We start from the raw sequence: 22,786 nt of genomic DNA, 5'->3' as shown, positions 1-22,786 counted from the left end.
GGCGGGGGGCGGGGGGCGGGGCCGGGGGGCGGGGGGACGGCCGCCGGGTCGGCTCGCCGGAGCGGCGCACCCGCGCCGGGACCCGCTCGGTGGGGCCGGCGTCGGGCGAGGCGGGCGTGGCCGCCACGCGGGCGTGGGGCGGCGTGCTGCCGGCCGGGGCGCGCCGCGTCGGCTGCGCCGCCGGGACCCGCGTGGGCACCGACACGAGCATCCCGCTCCGGTGCGCCGGGACGTCGCCGCCGAGGTCGGGCATGCCCGCCTGGGTGAGCGAGGCGCCGGTCAGCCCGCCGCCCGCCAGGACGCCCGCGAGCGCGACCATGACCGTCCCGGTCAGCGCCGCGGCGATCTGCAGGGCTCGCCCGCGCCGTTCCGTCTGTCCCACAGGGGCAGATGATAGTCACGCCTGGGGGCCGGCAGTGCCCGTACGTGACAATCGTGATCAAGTACGCACTCGATCAGCAGGCGCACAGCAGCCCGTTCAGCGCCGTCTCCAGGGCGCGGACGCCGGACGCCGGGGCGGGCCAGGGGAAGCGGATGAGCGCCCCGTCGGCCCGTACGGTGGCGCCGAAGGCGTCGAGCTCCCACAGCCACACGTCGGCGGCCGGCTCGCCGAGCTGCCGTGACACGCCGCTGGCGAGCTGCGGCCGGTGGCAGGCGTTGACGTGCGCGAGCACCCGCTCGGCCGTCTCCGCCAGCGGGTCGGGCCGGGCGTCCAGGTACTCGTCGGCGTCGAGCACGCCCGACTCCTGGCCCGTCAGGTAGACGACCTGGCCCACGTCCAGCCGCAGCAGCCGGGGCGCGCCGGGCCTGCCGTACTGCTCAAGGGCGTCGAACAGGGCCTCGTCCGGGTCGGCGGCCGCCACCGCGACCGCCGCCGCGCGGGCCTCGCGCTCGGGCACGGGCTGCGCCCATCCCTGCACCTCCAGCAGGCCGCGCGGGTGCTCGACGTCGCCCAGGCGGCGCATCGAGGTCAGGTTCACGGCCACCACGGCGTCGTCGCGCAGCCCGTGCAGCGCCTCGCCGGGGCGGACCAGGAGCACCGGGCGGCCACGCTCGTCCACGCCGCCGCGGGCGGGGGAGGGGGCGCCGTCGACGGACAGCCGGGCGACGCTGGCGGTCGCGGCGAGGGTGCGGATCCGCTCCGGGATCGGGAGCATGACGCCTCCTTGAGATCACACTGAATAGTAGGTTAGGCTCACCTAAGTAAGGACTACCTAACCACATTGAGGTGAACGTGCGCTACACCGGTCCCAAGGTGCGACTGTCACGTCGTGCGGGCGTGCCGCTGACCAGGAAAGCCGTCCGCTACTTCGAGCAGCGCCCCTACCCGCCGGGCGAGCACGGCCGCAAGACCAACCGCCGCAGCAGCGGCGACTACGGGCTGCGGCTGATGGAGAAGCAGAAGCTGCGCTGGTACTACGACGTGTCGGAGCGGCAGCTGCGCCGCTACTGGGATCTGGCCGTCCGCAAGCCGGGCGCCTCGGGCGCCGAGCTGGTCACGATCCTGGAGACCAGGCTGGCCTCGCTCGTGCTGCGGTCCGGGCTCGCGCCGTCGATCTACGCCGCCCGCCAGTACATCGCGCACGGCCACATCGCCGTCGACGGCCGCAAGGTCGACATCCCCAGCTACCTGGTCAAGCCGGGCCAGGTCGTCTCGGTGCGCGAGCGCTCGCGCCGGATGCAGCCGTTCGTCGCCGCCGCCGAGGGCGTGCACGCCGACGAGCGGACCGCCGCCTACCTGTCGGCGGACCTGGCGAACCTCACGTTCACGCTGGTCTCCCGCCCCGAACGTGAGCAGATCGCCGTCCCGGTCGACGAGCAGCTCGTCGTCGAGTTCTACTCCCGCTGACGCGCCTGCCGCGCCGGGCCGGTCTAGCCGCGGTCCGGCGTGAGCCGGCCGCGCAGCTCGGCCACCTCCTGGCGCAGCGCCGTCAGCTCGTCCAGGATGCGCTGCGTGGAGGCCGCCGAGACGTCCTCCAGCTCGGCCAGCTCGGCGGCCGACTCCTCGTCCATGGCGCTCACCACGACCGCCATGAACAGGTTGAGCACCACGAACGTGCAGACCAGGATGAAGATCGTGAAGAAGATCCACGCCGTGGGGTGACGGGTCATCACCTCCCGGGCGATGTTGCCCCAGTCGTCGCCCGTCATCGTCTGGAAGAGCGTGAACAGCGACGTGGGCAGCGTGCCGAACCGTTCCGGCGCGGTGTTCCCGTACAGCTTGGTGGCCAGGACGGCGGCCACGTACAGGACGAGGGAGAGCAGCAGCACGATCGAGCTCATCCCGGGCATGGCGCGCAGCAGGGCCGAGACGACCCGCCGCAGGCTGGGCACCACCGACAGCAGGCGCAGCGCGCGCAGGATGCGCAGCGAGCGCAGCACCGACAGGCCGCCCGTGGCGGGCGCGAGGGCGATGGCGACGATCACGGTGTCGAAGATGTTCCACGGGTCGCGCGGGAAGTCCGCGCGCTCGACGTACACCTTGGCCGCGAGCTCCGCCACGAAGATGTAGAGCGCCACGTGGTCGACGGCGGTGAGCAGGCCGCCGTACCCCGCCACGACGGACGGCACCGTCTCCAGGCCGAGCGTGGCCGCGTTGATCAGGATGACGGCGACGATGAAGCGCTGGAAACGCCGGTGCGCCAGGACGGCGCGGGTGCGTTCACGCACGGGGTGCTGCTCCTCGGGGGACGGCGGCGGTCCCGCCCATCTTCCCGCAAAACGATCAATCCGTAGGAATCAACCGGAACACCCGCAACTCCCGCCCCGACCGCTCGGTGTAGCGCGCGTACACGGCCTGGTGGGCGACCAGCCGCGGCCACGCCTCCGCCCGCTCCGCGCCGGTCAGCAGCGACGCGGTGACCGGGAACTCGCGCCCGCCGAAGCGGACCGTGGCCTGCGGCCGGGCCAGCAGGTTGGCCGTCCACGCCGGGTGGCGGGGGCCGCCGAAGTTGCTGCCGACGACCAGCAGCGCGCCGCCGGGCTCCGGCAGGCAGGCCAGCGGGACGGCGCGCGGCAGCCCCGACTTGGCCCCGGTCGTGGTCAGCAGCAGGGCGGGGATGCGCCCGCGCTCGGTCATGCGGCTGCCCGCGAGCCTGCGCGCCACCGGGTCGAACGCGCGCATCAGCCGCGGCCCGGCCTGGGAGAACCAGGCGGAGCCGGCGAGCTTCTGGGAGAGGGCCTTGATCATGCGCGGAGTCTAGCTTGATCACCTGCGGCGCCGTCTCGCTCTGTGGTATAAATCCTGCCTATTCGCCAGCCGACGGGGGAGCGCCGATGTCCTATCCCAACTACGGCCCTTCCTATTACGGCCCGCCGCCGCAGACCCATCCCAACGGCACCACGATCCTGGTGCTGGGCATCCTGAGCCTGGTGGTCTGCGCGATCCTCGGCCCGTTCGCCTGGAACATGGGCACCAAGGCGCTGCGTGAGATCGACTCCAGCGGCTACGTCTACGAGAACCGCGGCATGATCCAGGCGGGCCGCATCTGCGGGATCGTCAGCACCTGCCTCATGCTGGCGGTCGTCGGCCTCTACGCCATCATGTTCGTCTTCTTCGGCGGCATGGCGCTGCTCGGCGGCGTCTCCAGCTCCCTCTAACCGCCCAGGCCCCGTTCCAGCAGGTCGAACGCCCGCTCGGTCTGCTCCTTCAGCGCGGGCTCGATCACGCTCCACGGCTCACCGGCGGCCATCCGGCGCACCGCGTAGCCGGACAGCGCGCGGGTCGCGCCGAGGATCTGCGCGGCGACCACCCGCGGCGTGACGTCGTCCCCGTCGCGATCGAGCGCCGCCGCCAGCGCCTCCTCGCGCTCGTCCTGGATCTCGCGGATGCGGGCCAGCAGCGACGGGCTGGCGCGCACCAGCGCGTCGAACACCTCGGCCCCCTCGTTGAAGCCGTAGCGCCAGCTCCGCGTGGCGATCGCGTCGAGCACGTCGCGCCGGAACGCCCGCACCACGCTCTCGCCCGGCTCGCGCCGCCGCGCGACCTCCTCCGGCCTGCCCTCGGTCCAGTCGCGCCGGTCGAGGAACAGGTCCTCCTTGGCCGGGAAGTAGTTGAACACCGTGTTGACCGACACGTCGGCGGCCCGCGCCACCTCGGCCACGGTCACGCTGTCGAACCCGCGCGCCGCGAACAGCCCCATCGCCACGTCCGCGATGCGCTGCCGGGTCTCGCGCTTCTTCCGCTCCCGCAACCCCATGCCCGCCATCGTACCCAAATTGCAGTGACTCCAAATTTGTGGTTACTCTAATTTTGGAGGCGATGAAGTGATCAACACGATCGGTCTGACGAAGACCTTCGACGGCGGCGCGACAGCCGTCGCCGACCTGACCATGTCCGTGGAACCCGGCGAGATCGTCGGCTTCCTCGGCCCCAACGGCGCCGGCAAGACCACGGCCATGCGCATGCTCACCACCCTGCTCGGGCCCACCTCGGGCACCGCCGTCGTGGCCGGCCACGACCTGCTGGCCGACCCGCGCGAGGTGCGCCGCCGCGTCGGCTACGTCTCGCAGACCGGCGGCGTCGACCCCGCCGCCCCCCTGCGCGAGGAACTGCTGCTCCAGGCCATGCTGTACGGGCTCAGCCGGGCCGAGGCGGCGGCCGGGACCGCCGAGTCGCTGGCGCTGCTCGGCCTGACCGGGCTGGAGGACAGGCCGGGCGGCGCGCTGTCCGGCGGGCAGCGGCGCCGCTTCGACATCGCGTTCGCGCTGGCGCACCGGCCCGTGCTGCTGTTCCTGGACGAGCCGACGACCGGGCTCGACCCGCGGAGCCGGGCCGCGCTGTGGGACCACGTCCGCACGCTGCGCGCCGAGCGCGGCGTCACGGTCTTCCTCACCACCCACTACCTCGACGAGGCCGACGCCCTCTGCGACCGGCTGCTGATCATGGACCACGGCCGCGTCGTCGCCGAGGGCGCCCCGGCCGCGCTCAAGACCGGCGGGCGCACGCTGGACGAGGTGTTCCTGGACGTCACCGGCAGGCCGCCGGCCGAGGAGGCGGGCGTCTGATGCGCGACACCTGGATCCTGTTCCGCCACAGCGTGCGGGCGAGCCTGCGGCAGAAGGCCGGGGTGCTGTTCGGCGCCGTCCAGCCGCTGCTGTTCCTCCTGCTGTTCGGGCCGATCTTCGTCACGATCGGCACCTGGGAGACGCTCGTCCCCGGGCTGATCGTGCAGCTCGGGCTGACGAGCACCGGCCTGGCCGGCTTCGGCGTGGTCTTCGACCGGCGCTCGGGCGTGCTGGAGCGGCTGCGCGTCACCCCGGCGAGCCGCCTGTCGCTGCTGCTCGGCCGGGTGCTCGGCAACGCGGTCACGCTCGTCGCGCAGACGCTTCTGCTGGTCGCCGCCGGCTACGCCTTCGGCATGCGCGCCCCGCTCGCCGGCCTGGCGGCGGGCCTCGCGCTCGTCGTCGTGCTCGGGACCGGGCTGGCCGCGCTGTCGTACGCGATCGCGCTCACGATGGACGAGCACCTGTTCGCGCCCGTGATGAGCACGGCCGTGGTGCCGCTCGTGCTGCTGTCGGGCTCGTTCCTGCCCATGTCGATGGCGCCGGGCTGGCTGGACGCCCTGTCGCACGCCAGCCCGTTCCGTTACGTGCTGGAGGCCCTGCGCGAGCTGTTCGCCGGCCGCTACGCCTCCGCCACGGTGGTCACCGGCGTGGCCGTGGCGGTCGCGTTCGCCGCGATCGGCCTGCTGGTGGGCACGCGGGTCTTCGGCGAGCGGGCCGCCTGACGGGGGATCAGGCCGCGCTCCTGGCCCGGCGGCGCAGCGAGGCGAGCACGCCCGCCGGGTCGACGATCCCGTAGCCGTAGCCGTAGTCGAACCCCACCTCGCTGCGGTCCTCGGCGGTGCGCCGCAGCAGCGCGCGCAGCTGCGACGGCGACAGCCGGGTGGCGGGCCACAGGGTGCGCACCGCCGCGACCAGGCCCGCAGCCACCGGCGCCGCCGCCGACGTGCCCGAGTCGGGGGTGCCGTCGCCGAACGCGGCGGACCCGTCGAAGTGCGTGTAGGCGCACACGTCGGGCTTGCGCGCGGTCAGCCGCCCCGGCCCCTGGGAGGAGTAGCCGACCCGGACGCCGTTGACGTCGACGCCGCCGACCGACAGCGCCTTCGGGTGGGAGTTGCCGCCCGAGATCGGCCGCTCGGTGTAGGCGCACCGGCTGTCGGGGCACTCGCGCCCGCAGTTGCCCGCCGCGAACACCACGTCGGCGCCCGCCGCGTCGAGGCTCGCGATCATCAGGTTGAACGGGTGCGCCCCGTTGTCGGAGTAGTTGCCCGGATGCCCCACGGGGAAGTCCCACTCGGGGGAGAACGACCCCCACGAGTTGTTCACCACCAGCGCCTTGGACCCGGCGGGCTGCGCGTCGATCACCGTGCGCAGGTGCGCGAACGCCGCCACCGCGTCGGACAGCAGCCCGTCGAGCGCCGAGCCGCCCGGCCGGGTGGAGCGCAGCAGCGGGAGGTCGAGCAGCCGCGCCTGCGGCGCCCCGAGGAGCGCGTCGAACGCGCACATGGTGCCGTGGTCGACCTCCGACTCGCCCGGCCTGTCGGGCACCCCCGCCGGGCGCCAGCTCCGCTCGGCGTCGAGCGCGACCGGGCGGCCGAGCCGCCGGGTGAGGTGGGCGAGGTTGATGCCCGTGTCGAGCACGGCCAGGGGCACGTTCGCGCCGTCGAGGCCCTCGGCGTGCAGGCTCGGCACGTTGAGCAGCCGCTCCACGTCGTGCCAGGTGCCGGAGGGGCGGTCGCCGCCGCACAGCGGCGAGGACTCGATGACCGGGTCGGCGAACACCCCGACGACGTCGGGCCGCAGCGTCGGCAGCAGCGCCATCCGGGTGGCGCGCTCGTCGTCGGAGATCGTGCCGCGCACCAGCACCGAGGCGTCCTCGGCGGCCAGCGAGAAGCGCAGCGGCTGGTTGAGCGAGAGCGGGTCGCCGCCCGTGGCGGGCACGGGCCGGGGCAGCGCCACGGGGGTGAACTCGGTGTCGAGCTCGACACCGGGCAGGCCGTCGGCGACGTCGGCGGTCGTGGCGCGCCGACCGGGATCGGCGACGGCCGCGACCAGATCGGGTGAGGGGCGAAGCTGGATGAGCACACGCATGAGAGTCACCACCGGGGGGTCTGACGAAGCGAACCTTTCCACATTCCTGCATCCGCCGCGCCACGTCCACCGTGACTTGACCTGCTAAAACGCCGTAAAAGCCGCTTAGTACACGAAGATTGTTCTCGGCCTTTCAGGCTTCCGTCCGGGACGATCGTTCACTACCGTGAGTCAGCATGACGCTCCAGGCGCAGAAGGCGGTCGACGGCGGCGGCACCAGCGACCACTGGCTGGCGGTGCGCCCGAGGCTCATCCTCGCCAGCGCCTTCATGCTCTTCCTGGAGCTGGCCCTGATCCGGTGGACCGGCTCCAACATCGTCCACCTGAGCTACTTCACCAACTTCGTGCTGCTCGGCTCGTTCCTCGGCATCGGCCTGGGCTTCCTGCGCGTCGGCCGCTCCCGCCGCCAGCCCTACTACTCGCCGCTCGTGCTGTTCGGCCTGGTGCTCGTCGTCCTCACCTTCCCGGTCACCGTCGACCGGCAGACCGAGGGCGTCCTCTACTGGACCAGCCTCGGCACCACCGGCCCGCCCGCCTGGGCCATCCTCCCGGTCATCTTCTGCGCCGCCGCCGTCATCCTCATGGGCCCCGCCGAGCTGGTCGGCCGCTGCTTCCCCGAGCTGCCCCGGCTGGAGGCCTACCGCTACGACCTGATCGGCAGCCTCACCGGCATCGCCGCCTTCACCGCGCTGTCGTTCCTCAGCGCGCCGCCGGTGTTCTGGGGCCTGATCGCCGCCGTCTGCTACGCGATCCTGCTCGTGCCCCGCCCCCGCCTGCCCTACGCGGCCCTCGTCGTCGTCCCCTCGCTGGCCGTCGTCGGCCTGCTGCTCGCCGAGACGCTCACCGCCGGCGCCGTCTGGTCGCCCTACTACAAGGTCACCACCCGGGCGATGCAGGTGCTCGGCGTCCCCGCCACCGACATCGCCGTCAACGGCATCCCGCACCAGCTCGCCTCGCCCGCCGTCGCCCGCCTGCAGTGGGAGGGCCAGTACGGGCTGCCCTACCAGCGGGCCGCCGCCGCGCCCGACGACGTGCTCATCGTGGGCGCGGGCAGCGGCACCGACGTCGCCATCGCGCTGCTCAAGGGCGCCAAGCACGTCGACGCCGTCGAGATCGACCCCAAGCTGCGCGAGCTCGGCGGCTCCGTGCACCCCGACCGCCCCTACTCCGACCCGCGCGTCACCACCCACGTCACCGACGGGCGCGCCTTCCTGGAGCACACGAGCAAGAAGTACGACCTCATCCTGTTCGCGCTGCCCGACTCCCTCACGCTCGTGTCGGGGGCCAGCTCGCTGCGGCTGGAGAGCTACCTGTTCACCGTGGAGGCCATGCGGGCCGCCCGCGAGCACCTCAAGCCCGGCGGCGCCTTCTCCATGTACAACTTCTACCGCGAGACCTGGCTCGTCGACCGGCTCGCCAGCACCGTGCAGAGCGCCTTCGGCCACAAGCCCTGCGTCGACGTGGTCAGCATCCGCGGCCAGCAGGCCGTCATCACCGCCGGCGACACCCCCGCCGCCCAGCGCTGCGGCGTCGAATGGCCCGGCGCCGCCGCCACCAGCCCGCCGCCCGCCGACGACGACCGGCCCTTCCTCTACCTGAAGGACCGCACGATCCCGCCGATCTACATCATCACCCTCTGCCTCATCCTCATCGTCAGCCTGCTCGCCGTCCGCCTCGTCGCCGGCCCCTACCGCCGGATGCGCCCGTACGCCGACCTGTTCCTGCTCGGCGTGGCGTTCCTGCTGCTGGAGACCAAGAGCGTGACCGGGTTCGCGCTGCTGTTCGGCACCACCTGGGTGGTCAACGCCATCGTCTTCGCCGGCGTGCTCGTCGCCGTGCTCGCCGCCGTCGAGGTGACCCGCCGCTTCCGCACCCCACCCCTGCCAGTCATGTACGCGGTGCTGCTCGGCGGGCTCGTGCTCGCCTGGCTCGTGCCCAACCAGTGGCTGCTGTCGCTCCCGCTGCCGCTGCGCGCCCTCGTCGCCGTGACCGTCGCGTTCCTGCCGATCTTCGCGGCCAACGTGGTGTTCGCCAAGCGGTTCGCCGACTCCGCCGACGCCACCACCTCCTTCGGCGCCAACCTCCTGGGCGCCATGGTGGGCGGCTGCCTGGAATACCTCGCGCTCGTCATCGGTTATCAGGGGCTGCTCATCGTGGCCGCCGTCCTTTACCTCGGCGCGTTCGCCCTGTTGCCCCGCCGGGCACTGGCCTGAAACCCCCACGGGGCCGGGTTTGCCCGGGCACTTATGGCTTGACCTGGGCTTTTGGGAATGTTTGGGGTAGCCTCGTGGTTGTAACCACCTGAGCGCCCATGAGTCCGGCTCCGCGCGGCGATGTCCCCGGTGACCGAGCGACCCCGGCGGCTCGATCATCCAGCACCTCTTCTTCCGCAGTGGCCCACGCGCCCCGTCGAGGTGTCCCGCAGTAGCTCCGCGTGTCCACGCGGACGCATGCTGTCCACATCCAGGAGGAAATACCGCATGACCATCACCAGCAACCTGCGCAAGTTCCGCAAGAGCGCGCTGCTGGCCATGGCCACCGCCGTGACGGCCGTGGGCATCGCCGGCCCCGCCATGGCCGTCCCCGCCGACCTCCCCTACGGGCAGGACGTCTCCAACTACCAGCCCGCGCACGACTGGGCCGCCAGCGGCGCCGACTTCGGCATCGTGAAGGCCACCGAGGGCGTCGACTTCAAGGACCCGACCTTCGCCCGCCACTGGAAGGAAATGGACAAGAACAAGCTTGTCCGCGGCGCCTACCACTTCGGGCACCCCGCCAACGACCCCATCGCCGAGGCGGACTTCTTCCTCGCGGCGGTCGACAGCCAGCCCGCCAAGGCCGGCGACCTGCTCGCCCTCGACCTCGAGGTCACCGACGACATGCCGTCCGCGCACGTCAACGCCTGGGCCAAGAAGTGGCTGGCGCACGTGAAGGCCAAGACCGGCGTCACGCCGCTGTTCTACAGCAGCCAGTCCTTCGCCGAGGAGCACGGCGCCGGGCTGGGCGCGTACCCGCTCTGGGTCGCCAACTACGGCAAGGCCAAGGGCACCGTCACGCCGCCCGCCGACTGGAAGTCCTGGGCCATCCACCAGTACTCCGACGACCCGGTGGACCAGAACGTCTCGGCGCTGACCGTCGACCAGCTCCGCGCCCTGGGCCGCCCGGCGAAGTGACCCCCGGGCCGGGACCCGTACCATCCGCCCCCTGAGAGAGCGGCCGCGCGACGCGCGGCCGCTCTTCGGCGTCCGCGGCCTTCCGGTCGCGGTCCAGGCAAAGATCATCCCAGAAGTGGATCACTCACCTGATCCACCTCCCGAACCGTCCCTAGTTACCGGCCCGGCGGCGTCGCCATGTGCCGGGTGCCATGCCCTCGTGCCGGCGGAACGCTCGGCTGAAAGCGGCGTCGGTGTCATATCCGATCGCATGGGCGATCTGCTGCAGACTCGCCTCGGTGTCACGCAACAGCGTTTTGGCCCGGTGCATGCGCCAGTAGGTGAGGTAGCTGATGGGTGATTCGCCTGTCTTTCGTTTGAACGCTACGGCGAACGCCGCCCGCGACATCCCGGCTCTGCACGCGAGTGCCCCCACCGTCCACGGATGCGCAAGATCGGAGTGCAGGTCCCGCAGTGCCGGCTCGAGCTGCGGGTCGCTGAGAGCGGACAGCCATCCGGATGAGCTCTTGGCGGGCGACGAGACATAGGTGCGAAGGGCGTACACGAAGAGGGCATCCGCCAGGCGGCTCATGAGAAACTCGGCACCGAAACCGGAGAGAATCCGCTCCTGTTCCAGCAGCTTGAAGGTGGAGCGCAATGCGTCACCGGCCGAGTTGTCGGGATCGAGCCGCAGCACAGGAGGCAGCACTTCCAGTAGCGGTTCGGCGACACTCGTGTCGAAGGACAACCGGGCTGAGACGATCTCCGTCGCCGGTCCCGTTGTGCCGTGACGCACGGAAGGTCCCCGTCCGGCCGCCAGAAGGCTCTCGCAGCTGACCAGGGATCGCCCCGGCTCGTCCGCGAGGATGAACTCGGAGCCGGCCCGGACCAGAAAGCAGATGCCAGGGGCGAGCAGCTCCGGGGCGGCGCCCGTGTCCGGCTGCCACCAGCAGCGCCCGCTTTTGATCATCATCACGTACGAGGCGCCGGGCGACTTGAAGGAGATCCCCCAGGCTCCACGGGCCTCCACGCTCACGAACCGCGAGTCCTCGACAGCTCCCGCCGCCAGGACATCATCGAGGGCATCCATCTCGCAATCCTAGACGTTCAGTCATAAAAGCAAGACGATTAACGTTCTTCCGTCCTGACCAGCCGCCGTAGCGTGAACAGCACACGGGCAGCACGTGGGCAGAGGACGGGGCCCGAAGCGATCGGCCACGGTCCCTCCGCAGGCCGGGAACATCACCCGTCATCTGTCCACCACAGCATCCGGCCCACATCCACACCACTGGAGTTGACTTGCCTGAGTTCATTGCCCCGGCTCCCTCGGTTGCCGTCGCCTTCCACTCCGGATACGGGCACACCGCCGTCCTCGCCGAGGCCGTCCGGCGGGGCGCGGCAGGCGCCGGCGCCGACGTCAGCCTCATCCCGGTGGACACCATTCGAGACGAACAGTGGCAGCAATTGGACGATGCCGACGCGATCGTCTTCGGCTCACCCACCTATATGGGCAGCGCGTCTGCCAAGTTCCACGCGTTCGCCGAAGCCACCAGCCGCCGCTTCTCGGAAGGCCGCTGGGCTGACAAGCTCGCCGCCGGCTTCACCAACTCCGCCTCCATCTACGGCGACAAGGCCGGCACGCTCGCCTTCTTTGCCACTTTCGCCGCCCAGCACCGCATGCTGTGGATCAGTCTCGGCCTTGCCCCCGGCTGGAACTCCACCACCGCCTCCGAGAACGACCTCAACCGCCTTGGCTTCTGGGGCGGTGCCGGAGCTCAGACCCCGCTGGACGGCGGTGTCGACACCGTTCACCCCGCTGATGTCGCCACCGCCGAGCATCTCGGCGCCCGTGTCGCCCGCCAGGCGTCTCTTGTAACGGCCGGACTCCGCGTCGCGTCCGCCGCCTGACGCGACGACCGGCCCTGAGCCCCGGTGCCGGCCCGGGCCTCGCCGTCAGGCCGCGAGCCTGAGCTCGGGCCCCGGTGGCAGGCCGCGCGGCCCCCGGTGTCAGGCCGGGGGCCGGTTCGGCGCTAGAAGCCGCACAGCTCCTCCAGGGACTGCGCCTCCGCCTTCTGGTTGTTGCGCGTGGGCGTCTGCGACGGCTTGGCCGTGACCGACTGCGACGGGGTCGGGGTGACCGCCGGGGCGCCGGGGGAGGCGGCCACGTCCGCGGCCTGGGCGCGGCGGGCCGGCCGCGTCGACGCCTTGATCGCCCGGTCCGTCGCCTTGCGGATCTTCGCCCAGTCCGGGCTGCCCGGCCAGTACCCCGGCGGCACGAACTGCAGGCTGCTGATCCGCGCGTCCTTGACCTTGAGCCCCAGGTTCAGCAGCGGCGGCAGCAGCTCCTGCGGGATGTTCGTCTCCGCCATCCGCCGGGCCGCACCGGCGATCTTGGTGAAGTTGGCCAGGATCTTGTCCGGCGTCGCCTGCTGGGCGAACGCGCCGATGACGCAGCGCTGGCGGCCCATGCGGGAGAAGTCGTCGCTGCCCACCCGGGACCGGCCGTACCACAGCGCCTGCTCGCCCGTCAGCGTCCGGTAGCCCGCCTTGATCGTGCCCGCCGTGCCGAACGTGCCGCCCCACGGCACGTCGTGCTCGACGCGGATCTTCAGGCCGCCGATGGCGTCCACCAGGTCGGCGAAGCCGTACATGTTCATCAGCGCGTAGTAGTCGATCTTCAGGCCGAGCGTGTAGCCGATGGCGTCCATCAGCGCGCGCGGACCCTTGTTCTTGCCCCCGGCCTGCTCCGGGTGGTCGTTGGCGTACTGCCAGACCTCGTTGAGCAGGCCGCCGCCGCGCAGCTCGGCCATGTAGCCGTTGGGGAACACCTTGCGCAGCGGCGACGTCGGGGGGAAACGCACGTGCTGCAGGTTGCGCGGCAGGCTGAACAGCACCGTGTTGCCCGTCGGGATGTGCACGCTGGCGACGTTCATGCTGTCGGTACGCATGCCGGTCCGGTTGCCGGCCGCGTCACCGCCGATGAGGAGGAAGTTGACCCGGTCCTTGCCGTTCCACGGGTCCTCCTCCTTGACCGGCTGCCCGTCCGGGTCGCTGGAGGCGGGGCGGAAGATGTGCGTGATCGTGTTCTTCGTCTCCTGGACCCCGTTGGCCCCGTACCCGAACGGCACCATGACCGCCACGCACAGCACGCCGACCAGGATGCCGGAGATGATCTGACCCTGCCGGTCCAGCCTGGCGGGGCGCAGGGCGGCGTACGAGAAGGCGACGAGGGCGAACCACGCGAGCGCGCACGCGCCGGAGACGATCGTCAGCGTGAGGAGCCAGCCGGGGGAGGCGAACCTGGTGGCCGCGGTGGGGTCGTTCCACACCACCAGGCCGAAGGCCAGCAGGGCCAGCAGCAGCACCGCGTACGAGGAGACCAGGATCAGGCCGGTGCGGCGGCGCCCGGTGCGCAGGTGGGCGGCACCGGGCAGGACGGCCGACAGCAGCGTCCAGCCGAGCACGCCGCCCAGCGAGAGCGGCTTGGCGAACTGCGGCGCGCTCCCGCCGCCGCCCGTCCGCGAGCCTCCCCGTGAGCCCCCCCGTGAGCCACCGCGCAGGCCGCCGCCGATCCGCGAGAACGCGCCCGCCGCGCCCTGCCGCGCACCCGCGCCGCCCCGGCCCGCGGCCTCGTCCTGGCCGTGCCGGCCGGTCCCGTCCGGGCCGGCCGGGTCCGCGTTCGGGTCGCCGGCGCCGCCTCTGCCGCGGCCTGCCTGGCCCCTGCCGCGTCCGGGACGGGTCCCGGCCCTGCCGGAGGCCGCTCCGCCTCTCCCGGAGGCAGATCCGGTCCTCCCGGAAGGCGTCCTGCCCCGCCTGGCGGGCGTCTCACCCTGCTCGGGCGGCGCCTCACTCCGGCTGCGGGCGGCGTCGTCCCGGCCTTGTGGTGTGTCGCCCCGGCCGCGTGGGGTGTCGTCCCGTCCCGCAGCCGGACCGCCCGGGGTGGGGCCGGGGCCGGGGGGCGGGTTGCCGGGCCCTGCGGGAGGGTTCCCGGGGCCGGTGGGGCTTTGGGGGGCTCGCCGGGCCGGGGGCGGCGTGTCGCCGCCGCGGGGGGCTCTGGCGCGGCCCGTGCGGCCCTCGGCGGCGGCGTTCGCGTCTCCGGCGGGGTTCAGGGGAGGGCGGGCCGGGTCTTGGGGGGCGTCGGGCGACTGGCCGGCGGCGGGACGGGAGCGGCGAGGGGTACGCCGTTTCCTGCCACCCCCGGGCGCGGCGCCTGACCCATCCCGATTGCTCACACCGGCTCCTTCACACGCCTACCAGGCAGAACCCGTGGGTTTGCCCCCCATTGGCACAAGATTGCCAGGATTCTAGCTGCCATATATGGACATCAAAGACATGTGCCCAAGCTGAGATGAACGCCATGTGACCTCATGACGTCGCCGAGGAAGGCATCACCCAGGTGTTGCACTGGTACGCCTGGCTCTTCTCCCAGCCCTGCCGGAACCACCGCTGGTTGTTGGCCCGGGAGCCGTGGTCACGCGGGTAGCCGGGATAGTCGCCCACCTGGCCGTAGAACCAGAACAGCTCCCCCCGGCGGGCCGTGTTGATCGGGTAGCTGGCCGCCACCGAACGCATCCACATCCCGCCGAAACACGTTGCCTGGAGCTCCAGGCGCCGGCTGAGCGCGAGCTTGCCGCTGTTGCTCGACGAGTCCAGCGTCTGCGCCCACCACGAGTCCATCAGGCCGGTGATGTTCTGCACGTGATGTCCGTACTCGTGGGCCATCATGCTGATGATCCCGCCATGCCAGGAGATGATCTGGCCGTAGCCGCGCGCGTTGCCGTTCCCCTTGGCCATGGCCGAGGTCGAGGCGTAGATGGTGCTGTTGCGCGGGCAGTAGTACGGCACCATGCTCCCCGGCTGCGGATAGTCCCCGCACGCGCCCCTGCCGCGCCCTGACGCGATCGCGTAGTTCGGCGGCCGGAACGGGATGCCCTGCTTGCTGAGGATCTGGCCCCACGCCCGGTCCATGCACTTGCTCGTCCTGAGGATCAGCGACTTGAGCTGGCTGTGGCTGAAGATGCTCGCGTTGCCCGCCCGGCACGCCATCCTCGGCAGCGCGCCCGCCCGGTACATGGTGTTGTTCTTCAGGCTCCGGTTCAGCGTGACCTGGCGGGGCGGCTCGACCGTGGTGTCCGGCTCGTCGTCCCGCGTCGGCGTCTCCGTCGGCCTGCGGGTGGGCTGCTCGGTGGGCTGCTCCGTGGGCTCCTGGGTGGTCTGCTCGGTGGGCTCCTGGGTGGGTTCCCGGGACGGCTCCCGCGTCCGGTTCTCGCGGGGCTCGTACGGGGACGCCGTCGGGATCGCGACCGGCGTCGTCGACTCCGAACGCGAGCCCGACCCGCCGAACAGCGCCGCCCCGATGACGATCAGCAGGAACAGCCCCGCCACCGCGCCGAACACGCCCCCGACGACCCCGGCCACGCCGATGCCGGACTTGCGGCGCGGCGGCTGCCAGTTCCCGTACGGCCCGTGCCCCGGCGGGGGTGGCGGAGGCGGAGGCGGCTGCTGCCAGGGCGCCCCCTGCGGCGGCGGCGGATACCCGTGCCCCGGCGGCGGCCCCTGCGGCATCCCGTGCTGCGGCCCCTGCGGCATCCCGTGCGGCGGGCCCTGGGGAGGGGCCTGCTGCGGGTACGGGCTGCCGTGCTGTCCCGGGTACGGGCTCCCGGGCGGCGGCCCGGGATGCGGCGGCTGCCCCGGATGGGGCGGCTGGGGATACGGGGTGCCGGGCCCCGGCGCGCCCGGGTACGGGTGCGCGGGCGGCTGCCCCTGGGGCGGGTACGGCGGCTCCTGCGGGGGCCGCTGCGGCGGCTGCCCATAGCCCGGCGGGGGCCACGGGCGCGAGGGTGGCCGCTGGGGCTGTCCTGGCCCCTGGGGCGGGGGAGGGTACTGCCCGTTGCCTGTCACCGTGTTGCCCCTTGAGTCGCTTGTCCGGAATGCGTGACTTGCTGGGTCACGTCCCGGGGCTTTGCCAAATTTGGGGCAGAAGCATACTGATTTATCACCCGTCACGGATGTAGCAGCACTCGGTTACAGTCCGAAATCATTCGAGGTGATCTCCGCTATGTCCCGCACTCCGCGGCGGCCGTTGTCCTAGCTTCTTTGCCATGAACCTCCAGCAGCTCCGCTATGTGGTCGCGACTGCGGAGCACCGCACCATGACCGATGCGGCCAAGTCGCTTTACATCGCACAACCTGCGCTTTCCCGTGCGATCCGGGATCTTGAGCGGGAGCTCGGCCTGACGCTCTTCGCCCGCTCCGGGCGCGGCGTGGTGGTCACGGCGCAGGGCCGCCGGGTGGTGAAACTGGCGCGGGAGGCGCTCGACGCCGTCCGCGAGATCGAGGGCCTCGCCGGCCACGGCGGCGGCGGGGAGGCGGAGCTGCGCATCGCCTCCACCCCGAGCCTGGAGCCGGGCCTCGCGGGGCGGCTGCTGCCCGCCTACGCCGCCGAGCATCCCGGCGTCCGCGTGCACATCGTCCGCTGCGACGGCCGCGACGCCGTGGTGAGCGCCATCAGGGACCAGCGGGCCGACCTCGGCCTGACGGACCTGCCGGTGCCCGGCGACCTCGTCACCCACCCCCTCGAACGCCAGGAGATCGTGCTGATCTCCCCGCCCGGCCTCGAACTGCCCAACCCCGTGCCCATGCGCCGGCTCGACGGCATGCGCCTGGCCCTGCCCGCCCGCGGCAGCGTCCGCCGCCGCGAGCTCGACGCCATGTTCGGCAAGTACGCGGTCAGCCCCCGCGTCGTCCTGGAGACCGACGAGCGCAACGGCTGGCTCAACGCCGTACGCGCCGGTCAGGCGTCCCTGCTGTGGTATCGCGGGATGGCCGAGCAGGCCAGCAGAGCCGGCCTCGTGGTCCGCTCCCTGGAGCCCGCCGTGCGCCGCGTCATCGCCGTCGTGCACGCCCGGCGCCGCCTGCCGCTGATCGCCCAGGACTTCCTGATGACGGCGGAGAAGGGCACCGCCGCCTGACGGCGCCCCGGCCCCGGGCTGTTGGCGATCGGCAAGAAAAGTGCAAACCCCGGCTGAGAGCATCTCAGCGGAGGGATACATGCGCTTCAGGATTCTCGGCCCGCTCGTCATCGAACGCGATGGGGGCGAGCTGCACCTCGGGGGAGGCCTGCAACGCGTCGTCATGGCGCTGCTCCTGCTGGAGGCCAACCGGATCGTGCCGCTCGACCGGCTGATCGAGGCGGCCTGGGGGCACGCGCCGCCCGGCACCGCGCGCAACCAGATCCAGATCCGGGTGTTCCAGCTCCGCAGGGCTCTGGACGACACCGTCCAGCCCTTCCAGGTGCTGCTGACCCGGCCGCCCGGCTACCTGCTGAAGGTCGGGCCGGGCAGCCTCGACCTGGCCGACTTCGACGCGCTCGTGGCGCGGGCGCAGGAGGAGGACGCCGAGCGGGCCGCCGCGACGCTGCGCGAGGCGCTCGCCCTGTGGCGCGGGCCCGCGCTCGCCGACGTCGAGAGCGACCTGCTCCTGCCGGTCGCGCACGACCTGGAGGAGCGGCGGCTGCTGGCCCGCGAGCGGCTGGCCGACCTCGACCTGGAGCTGGGCCGCCACCAGCAGCTCGTGGGGGAGCTGCGGCGGATGGTCCAGGACCACCCGCTGCGCGAGCGGCCGCACGGCCAGCTCATGCTCGCCCTCTACCGGTCCGGACGCCAGGCCGAGGCGCTCGACGCCTTCCGCGACTACCGCGGCATGCTCCTCGACACGCTCGGCCTCGAACCCGGCGACGAGCTGCGCCGACTGGAGCTGGCGATCCTCAACCAGGACGCCTCTCTCGCGCTCGGCTACGACACCGCGCCGGGCCGCCCCGCCGTCCGCCTCCCCGGCGCCCCCCGCCCCGGCGACGCGCCCGTACCCCCGGACGACGGCGCGCCCGAGCAGCCCGATGAGGAGTCCCGCGAGGAGTACGAGCCCGGCGACGAGGCGGCGGGCGGGCGCGGGCTGCCGCCGGTGCCGAGGCAGCTGCCGCCCGTGTTCTCGCCGCTGTCCGGCAGGGACGCCGAGCTGGAGCGCGTCGCCGCGATGCTGCGCCCCGGCGGGAGCGCGCTGCCGCTGGCCGCGATCGTCGGCCGGGCCGGCGTCGGCAAGAGCGAGCTGGCGCTGCACGCCGCGCACCGGGCCGCCGCCGACTTCCCCGACGGCCAGCTCTACATCGACCTGCGCGCCGGGGAACTGCAGCCGGCCGACGTGCTGGGCCGGTTCCTGCGGGCGCTCGGGCTGACGTCGCTGCCCCGGGGACTGGAGGAGCGCAGCGCGCTGTTCCGCTCGACGGTGGCGGGCAGCAGGCTGCTGGTCGTGCTCGACAACGCCGGCCCCAGCCCGGGGGTGTGGCCGCTGCTGCCGGGCGCGGCCCCGTGCGCCGCCCTGGTGACGACGCGGGAGCGGCCGGTCGGCCTGCCCGGCAGACAGGTGCTGCGGCTGGACGTGCTGGGCGAGCGGCACGCGGCCGACCTGATCGTCCAGGACATCGGCCCCGCCCGCGCCGCCCGCGAGCCGGACGCGGTCCGCACGCTGGCGCAGCAGTGCGGCGGCCTGCCGCTGGCGCTGCGCATCGCGGGCGCCCGGCTCGCCGCCCGCCCCCGCTGGCGGGTGGAGACGCTGGTCGCGCAGCTCGCCGACTCGCGCACCGCGCTCGACGCGCTCACGCACGGCGACGTGGAGGTCCGCGCCAGCCTCGACGTCAGCTACGCCGCCCTGTCGCCGCGCGCCCGCCTGCTGTTCCGCCGGATCGGCCTGCTGGGCTGCCCCCAGGTCGCGCCGTGGCTGGCCGCCGCGCTGTGCGACGCCGACCCGGCCGACGGGGTGTCGGGCCCGCTGGCGGAGCTGACCGACGCCTCGCTGCTGCGCCGGACCGCCGGGGGCCGCTACGGCATGCACGATCTCGTACGCGCCTTCGCCGAGGAACGCGCCCACGCGGAGGAGACCCGCGAGCAGCGGGCCATGACGGTCGAGCGGGCCTGCACCGCCCTGCTGGCCCTCGCCGAGCGGGTGCACGAGCGCCACTACGGCGGCTTCTTCACGATGCTGCGCGGCAAGGGCACCGCCACCTCCGCCGTCACCGCCGAGCTGGCCGACGAGCTGATCGGCGAGCAGCCGCTGCCGTGGCTGGACGAGGAGCGCGCCGTCCTGCTGGCGGCGGTGCGCCAGGCGGGCGCCCACGGCCTGGACGAGCTGTGCTGGAACCTGGCCATGACCGCCGTCACCCTGTTCGAGGCGTACGGGCACTTCGACGACTGGCGGTCGGTCACCGAGCACGCCAGGCGGGCGTGCGTGGCGGCGGGCAACGCCAGGGGCGAGGCCGCCATGGTCTACTCGCTGAGCTCGCTGCTGCTGTTCGAGCAGCGCTACACCGAGGCCGGGCCGCTGCTGCGTGACGCCATCCGGCTGTTCGGCGACATCGGGGAGATCCAGGGCCGCGCGCTGGCGCTGCGCAACCTGGCGCTGGTCGAGCGGGTGGGCGGCCGGGGGGAGGTGGCGCTGGCCCGCTACGCCGAGGCGCTGCCGCTGCTGCGGGCCGTCGGCGACCGGGCCGCCGAGGCGCACGTGCTGGTGAACGTGGCCGCCGTGCACCTGGAGGGCGACCGGCCGGGCGAGGCGGAGCCGCTGCTGGAGCGGGCCCTGGCGACGTTCCGGGCGGAGGGCGTGCCGCGCGGCGAGGCGCAGACGCTGACCAGGATCGCCGAGCTGGCGCTGCGCCGGGGCGACGCTGCGGCGGCGAAGGAGTCGTTCGCCCGGGCGGCGGCGATCGTGGGCGCCGTGCACGACCGGATCGGCGAGGTGTACGTGCTGCACGGGCTGGGGGAGGCGCAGGCGGCGCTGGGTGAGTCCGAGCAGGCGGAGGCGACGCTGCGCCAGGCGCTGGCCCTGGCGGTCCGGCTGGGCGAGCGGCACATCCAGGGCCGCGCCGGTCTCTCGCTGGGGCTGCTGCTGGGCGGGCGGGGCGACCCGGAGGCGGCCGAGCACCTGCGTACGGCGCACGAGCTGTTCGCCGGCATGGGCGCCGAGCGCTGGCGGGCGAGAGCCGCCCAGGCCCTCGCCCGCTGATCACCCCCGGTCAGACGCCCGGCTTGGCCGGGTCGCCGGTCCACGTCATGTCGCACGAGCTGGGGATCTCGGGCTGGCACGGCCCGTCGGAGTGGACGGCCTGGGCCGGCGTGGCGAGGCCCGCGGCGACGGCGGCCGCCAGGGCGGCGACGATGACGATTCTGCGCATGTGAAGCACCTCCGTGATGAGTCGCGAGGACTCTAGGGAGCGCCGCTTTCGACGCGCTTTACGGGGTTTCAGCCGCGCGGCAGCCACACCACGGCCCGCAGCCCCGGCCCGGCGTCCTCCAGGTGCACGGTGCCGCCGTGCGCGCGCACGGTCTCGCGCACGATCGCCAGCCCGAGCCCCGCGCCGCCCTCGTCGCGGCTGCGCCCGGAGTCGAGCCGGGTGAACCGGTTGAACACCCGCTCCCGGTCCTCCTCCGGGATGCCGGGCCCGTCGTCGGTGACGGTGAGCGTGCCGTCGGACGTCAGCGCCACCTCGACCTTGGACGCGGTGTGCCGCACGGCGTTGTCGATGAGGTTCGTCAGCACCCGGCTCAGGTCGAGGGCGTCGCCCCGCACCACGACCGGGTCGCACGCGGTCAGCCGTACCTCGCCGTAGCGCTCGGCGCACTGCCGCACCACCTCGTCGAGGTCGACCGGCTCGCGGCGGCCGGGCACGCCGCCGCGCTCGTCCAGCCGGGCCAGCGCCAGCAGGTCCTCGGCCAGCCGGTGCAGCCGCAGCGTGTCCTCCAGCACCCCCTCGGCCGTCTCCCGCCAGTCCTGGCCCTCGGGATGGCCGAGCGCCACCTCCAGCTGCAGCCGGATGCTGGCCAGCGGGCTGCGCAGCTCGTGCGCGGCGTCGGACACCAGCGCCCGCTGCCGCTGCTCGGCCTCCTCCAGCCGCCCCAGCATGTCGTTGAGCGTGGTGGCCAGCGAGTGCACCTCGTCGCGCGACTCGGGCACCGGCAGCCGCCGCGACCGGGCGGTGTGGGTGATGTCGGCGGCGCCGCGCCGCAGCGCGCTGATGGGCCGCAGCGTCCTGCCGATGATCATCCAGCTCGCCACGGCCAGCAGCACCACGAGCAGCGGCGTGCCGACGAGCAGCACCCGGCCGGCCGTGCCGATGCTGGTCTGGATCTCCGCGACCGGCCTGGCCGCGATCACGGTCTGGCCCCGGTCGGCGCGCAGCACCACCACGCGCAGCGGCCCCGGGATCGCGTACGGCCGGCCGTCGACGAACACCGCCTGCCCGCCCGCCAGAGCCTCCCGCCGGGCGGCGGCGCCCAGCAGCGGCACCAGCCGGTCGGCGCCGTAGGTGACGTGCGTGATGCGCTCGTCCGCGTCGAGCACCTGCACGATGGTGCCGTCGTGGGTGGTGATCGGGCTGGTCAGGGTGCCGGCGTCGGCGTGCACCCGGACGGTCTGCGCCTGCTGCCTGGTCGAGTCGTCCACCGTGGAGACGAGCGCCCGGTCGAGCACGCTGAGCAGCACCGACGCCGACACGGCCAGCGCCAGCGCGAGCACCGCGGCGGCCACGGCGGTGAGGCGGAAGCGCAGCCCCTGCCGCCGCCACCACGTCATCGGGCTCTCAGCCACCGTCGCCGGCCAGCCGGTAGCCCGCGCCGCGCACGGTCTGCAGCGCGTTCCTGCCGAACGGGACGTCGATCTTGCGCCGCAGGTAGCCGACGTACACCTCGACCACGTTCGGGTCGGTGTCGAAGGTGTCCCACACGTGCTCCAGGATCTCCGCCTTCGACACGACCTCCTCCCGCCTGCGCAGCAGGAACTCCAGCAGCGCGAACTCGCGCGGCGTCAGCTCCACCTGCGTCTCGCCGCGCAGCACCCGGCGGCGGGCCGGGTCGAGCGTCAGGTCGCCGGCCGACAGCACGGCGGGCCGCCGCCCGGCGTCGCGCCGCAGCAGCGCCCGCAGCCTGGCCACGAGCACCACGTACGAGAACGGCTTGGTCAGGTAGTCGTCGGCGCCCAGGTCGAGGCCGTCGGCCATGTCGTACTCGCCGTCCTTGGCCGACAGCATGAGGATCGGCACCCAGTTCTCCTCCGCGCGCAACTGCTTGCACACGTTGTAGCCGGACAGCCGGGGCAGCATGATGTCGAGCACGACCACGTCGTAGTCGCCGTTCCTGGCCTGGTGCAGGCCCTGCTCGCCGTCGTGGGCGAGGTCCACGGCGAATCCCTCGGCCTGCAGCCCCCGCTGGAGGGCGGCGGCCATCCGCCTCTCGTCCTCGACGACCAGAACTCTCATGCGGCGATTCTCCCGTCCTCCCCCTGAGACCCGGCTGAGAAGGCTGAGAGGGATCTCAGCTCGTCTCAGGCTCGCCTAAGGATGCATCACACAGGCTGGCGGCATCGACATACCGTTAAGGAGTGAGATGCGAAGAGGCACGTTCGTGAGGTGGGGAGTGCCGATCGCGGCTGCTGCCGTGATCGGGGCCGCGATCGGCGCCGGTCCGGTCGTCGCCGCGGTGAGCGGCGACCCCGTG

20 protein-coding genes and 1 pseudogene are annotated in these 22,786 nt (G+C 73.1%); 9 read left to right on the top strand and 12 right to left on the bottom strand.

The annotated features are described in order from the left end of the window. A pseudogene (locus KME80_RS42940) lies at positions 1-382 on the bottom strand (hypothetical protein); the annotation flags it as partial. Positions 383-455: 73 nt separating this feature from the next. Then, positions 456-1,157, bottom strand: a complete 702-nt coding sequence (locus KME80_RS42935) for a DUF2470 domain-containing protein (RefSeq protein WP_219517305.1) — start codon at positions 1,155-1,157, stop codon at positions 456-458. Between the two features lie 77 nt (positions 1,158-1,234). On the opposite strand from KME80_RS42935, the gene rpsD reads away from it, so the two are divergent. Continuing rightward, complete coding sequence (gene rpsD, locus KME80_RS42930; protein WP_219517313.1) at positions 1,235-1,849, top strand: 30S ribosomal protein S4; 615 nt, start codon at positions 1,235-1,237, stop codon at positions 1,847-1,849. 23 nt (positions 1,850-1,872) lie between these two features. Here the strand turns inward: rpsD and KME80_RS42925 are convergent, their stop codons facing one another. Further along, positions 1,873-2,670: an ion transporter gene (locus KME80_RS42925; RefSeq protein WP_219517303.1), complete on the bottom strand. Its 798-nt coding sequence runs from the start codon at positions 2,668-2,670 to the stop codon at positions 1,873-1,875. Positions 2,671-2,725: 55 nt separating this feature from the next. Beyond that, positions 2,726-3,190 (bottom strand): nitroreductase family deazaflavin-dependent oxidoreductase, encoded by a 465-nt coding sequence (locus KME80_RS42920; protein ID WP_219517302.1) that lies wholly within the window; start codon positions 3,188-3,190, stop codon positions 2,726-2,728. Positions 3,191-3,276: 86 nt separating this feature from the next. Here KME80_RS42920 and KME80_RS42915 point away from each other — a divergent pair, with 86 nt between their 5' ends. Continuing rightward, positions 3,277-3,600, top strand: coding sequence for a DUF4190 domain-containing protein (locus tag KME80_RS42915; RefSeq protein WP_219517301.1), 324 nt, complete (start codon positions 3,277-3,279; stop codon positions 3,598-3,600). Here KME80_RS42915 and KME80_RS42910 read toward each other — a convergent pair. After that, positions 3,597-4,199: a TetR/AcrR family transcriptional regulator gene (locus KME80_RS42910; protein WP_219517300.1), complete on the bottom strand. Its 603-nt coding sequence runs from the start codon at positions 4,197-4,199 to the stop codon at positions 3,597-3,599. The genes KME80_RS42915 and KME80_RS42910 overlap by 4 nt on opposite strands. Positions 4,200-4,266: 67 nt before the next feature. Here KME80_RS42910 and KME80_RS42905 point away from each other — a divergent pair, with 67 nt between their 5' ends. Next, a complete protein-coding gene (locus tag KME80_RS42905; protein ID WP_219517299.1) occupies positions 4,267-5,007 on the top strand; it encodes an ABC transporter ATP-binding protein in 741 nt (246 codons plus the stop codon). Continuing rightward, positions 5,007-5,729: an ABC transporter permease gene (locus tag KME80_RS42900; RefSeq protein WP_219517298.1), complete on the top strand. Its 723-nt coding sequence runs from the start codon at positions 5,007-5,009 to the stop codon at positions 5,727-5,729. The genes KME80_RS42905 and KME80_RS42900 overlap by 1 nt, the downstream gene beginning before the upstream one ends. A gap of 7 nt (positions 5,730-5,736) precedes the next feature. Here KME80_RS42900 and KME80_RS42895 read toward each other — a convergent pair whose 3' ends face one another. Then, positions 5,737-7,095 (bottom strand): S8 family serine peptidase, encoded by a 1,359-nt coding sequence (locus KME80_RS42895; RefSeq protein WP_219517297.1) that lies wholly within the window; start codon positions 7,093-7,095, stop codon positions 5,737-5,739. Between the two features lie 176 nt (positions 7,096-7,271). Here KME80_RS42895 and KME80_RS52345 point away from each other — a divergent pair, with 176 nt between their 5' ends. Together KME80_RS52345 and KME80_RS42885 are read left to right on the top strand one after the other, a co-directional pair. Further along, positions 7,272-9,308, top strand: coding sequence for a spermidine synthase (locus tag KME80_RS52345; RefSeq protein WP_219517296.1), 2,037 nt, complete (start codon positions 7,272-7,274; stop codon positions 9,306-9,308). A 267-nt stretch (positions 9,309-9,575) separates the two neighbouring features. Continuing rightward, on the top strand, positions 9,576-10,268 hold the full coding sequence (locus tag KME80_RS42885) for a glycoside hydrolase family 25 protein (RefSeq protein ID WP_219517295.1): 693 nt from the start codon (positions 9,576-9,578) through the stop codon (positions 10,266-10,268). Positions 10,269-10,419: 151 nt separating this feature from the next. Here the strand turns inward: KME80_RS42885 and KME80_RS42880 are convergent, their stop codons facing one another. Then, a complete protein-coding gene (locus KME80_RS42880) occupies positions 10,420-11,337 on the bottom strand; it encodes an AraC family transcriptional regulator (protein ID WP_219517293.1) in 918 nt (305 codons plus the stop codon). Positions 11,338-11,546: 209 nt separating this feature from the next. Here KME80_RS42880 and KME80_RS42875 point away from each other — a divergent pair, with 209 nt between their 5' ends. Beyond that, entirely contained in the window at positions 11,547-12,155 is a 609-nt protein-coding gene (locus KME80_RS42875) for a flavodoxin family protein (protein WP_246646696.1), read from the top strand. A gap of 122 nt (positions 12,156-12,277) precedes the next feature. On the opposite strand, the gene KME80_RS53020 is transcribed toward KME80_RS42875, so the two are convergent. Next, positions 12,278-13,711: an LCP family protein gene (locus KME80_RS53020; protein WP_308126164.1), complete on the bottom strand. Its 1,434-nt coding sequence runs from the start codon at positions 13,709-13,711 to the stop codon at positions 12,278-12,280. Between the two features lie 901 nt (positions 13,712-14,612). After that, a complete protein-coding gene (locus KME80_RS53015) occupies positions 14,613-16,148 on the bottom strand; it encodes a neutral zinc metallopeptidase (RefSeq protein WP_308126163.1) in 1,536 nt (511 codons plus the stop codon). A 200-nt stretch (positions 16,149-16,348) separates the two neighbouring features. Here KME80_RS53015 and KME80_RS42860 point away from each other — a divergent pair, with 200 nt between their 5' ends. Next, a complete protein-coding gene (locus KME80_RS42860; protein ID WP_219517291.1) occupies positions 16,349-17,218 on the top strand; it encodes a LysR family transcriptional regulator in 870 nt (289 codons plus the stop codon). A 79-nt stretch (positions 17,219-17,297) separates the two neighbouring features. Then, positions 17,298-20,300: an AfsR/SARP family transcriptional regulator gene (locus tag KME80_RS42855; RefSeq protein ID WP_219517289.1), complete on the top strand. Its 3,003-nt coding sequence runs from the start codon at positions 17,298-17,300 to the stop codon at positions 20,298-20,300. Between the two features lie 10 nt (positions 20,301-20,310). On the opposite strand, the gene KME80_RS42850 is transcribed toward KME80_RS42855, so the two are convergent. The 3 genes from KME80_RS42850 to KME80_RS42840 form a co-directional block, all read right to left on the bottom strand. Continuing rightward, positions 20,311-20,469 carry a hypothetical protein gene (locus KME80_RS42850; protein WP_219517287.1) on the bottom strand — a complete coding sequence of 53 codons (159 nt, stop codon included), beginning with the start codon at positions 20,467-20,469 and terminating at the stop codon, positions 20,311-20,313. A gap of 68 nt (positions 20,470-20,537) precedes the next feature. Next, positions 20,538-21,866 (bottom strand): sensor histidine kinase, encoded by a 1,329-nt coding sequence (locus tag KME80_RS42845; RefSeq protein WP_219517286.1) that lies wholly within the window; start codon positions 21,864-21,866, stop codon positions 20,538-20,540. A 7-nt stretch (positions 21,867-21,873) separates the two neighbouring features. Then, on the bottom strand, positions 21,874-22,548 hold the full coding sequence (locus tag KME80_RS42840; RefSeq protein WP_219517285.1) for a response regulator transcription factor: 675 nt from the start codon (positions 22,546-22,548) through the stop codon (positions 21,874-21,876). Between the last annotated feature and the right edge of the window lie 238 nt (positions 22,549-22,786).

Source organism: Nonomuraea ceibae (assembly GCF_019396325.1).
Classification (GTDB): domain Bacteria; phylum Actinomycetota; class Actinomycetes; order Streptosporangiales; family Streptosporangiaceae; genus Nonomuraea; species Nonomuraea ceibae.
The sequence above is the reverse complement of the archived record's forward strand: the minus strand, read 5'-3'. Positions and strand labels throughout refer to the sequence as shown.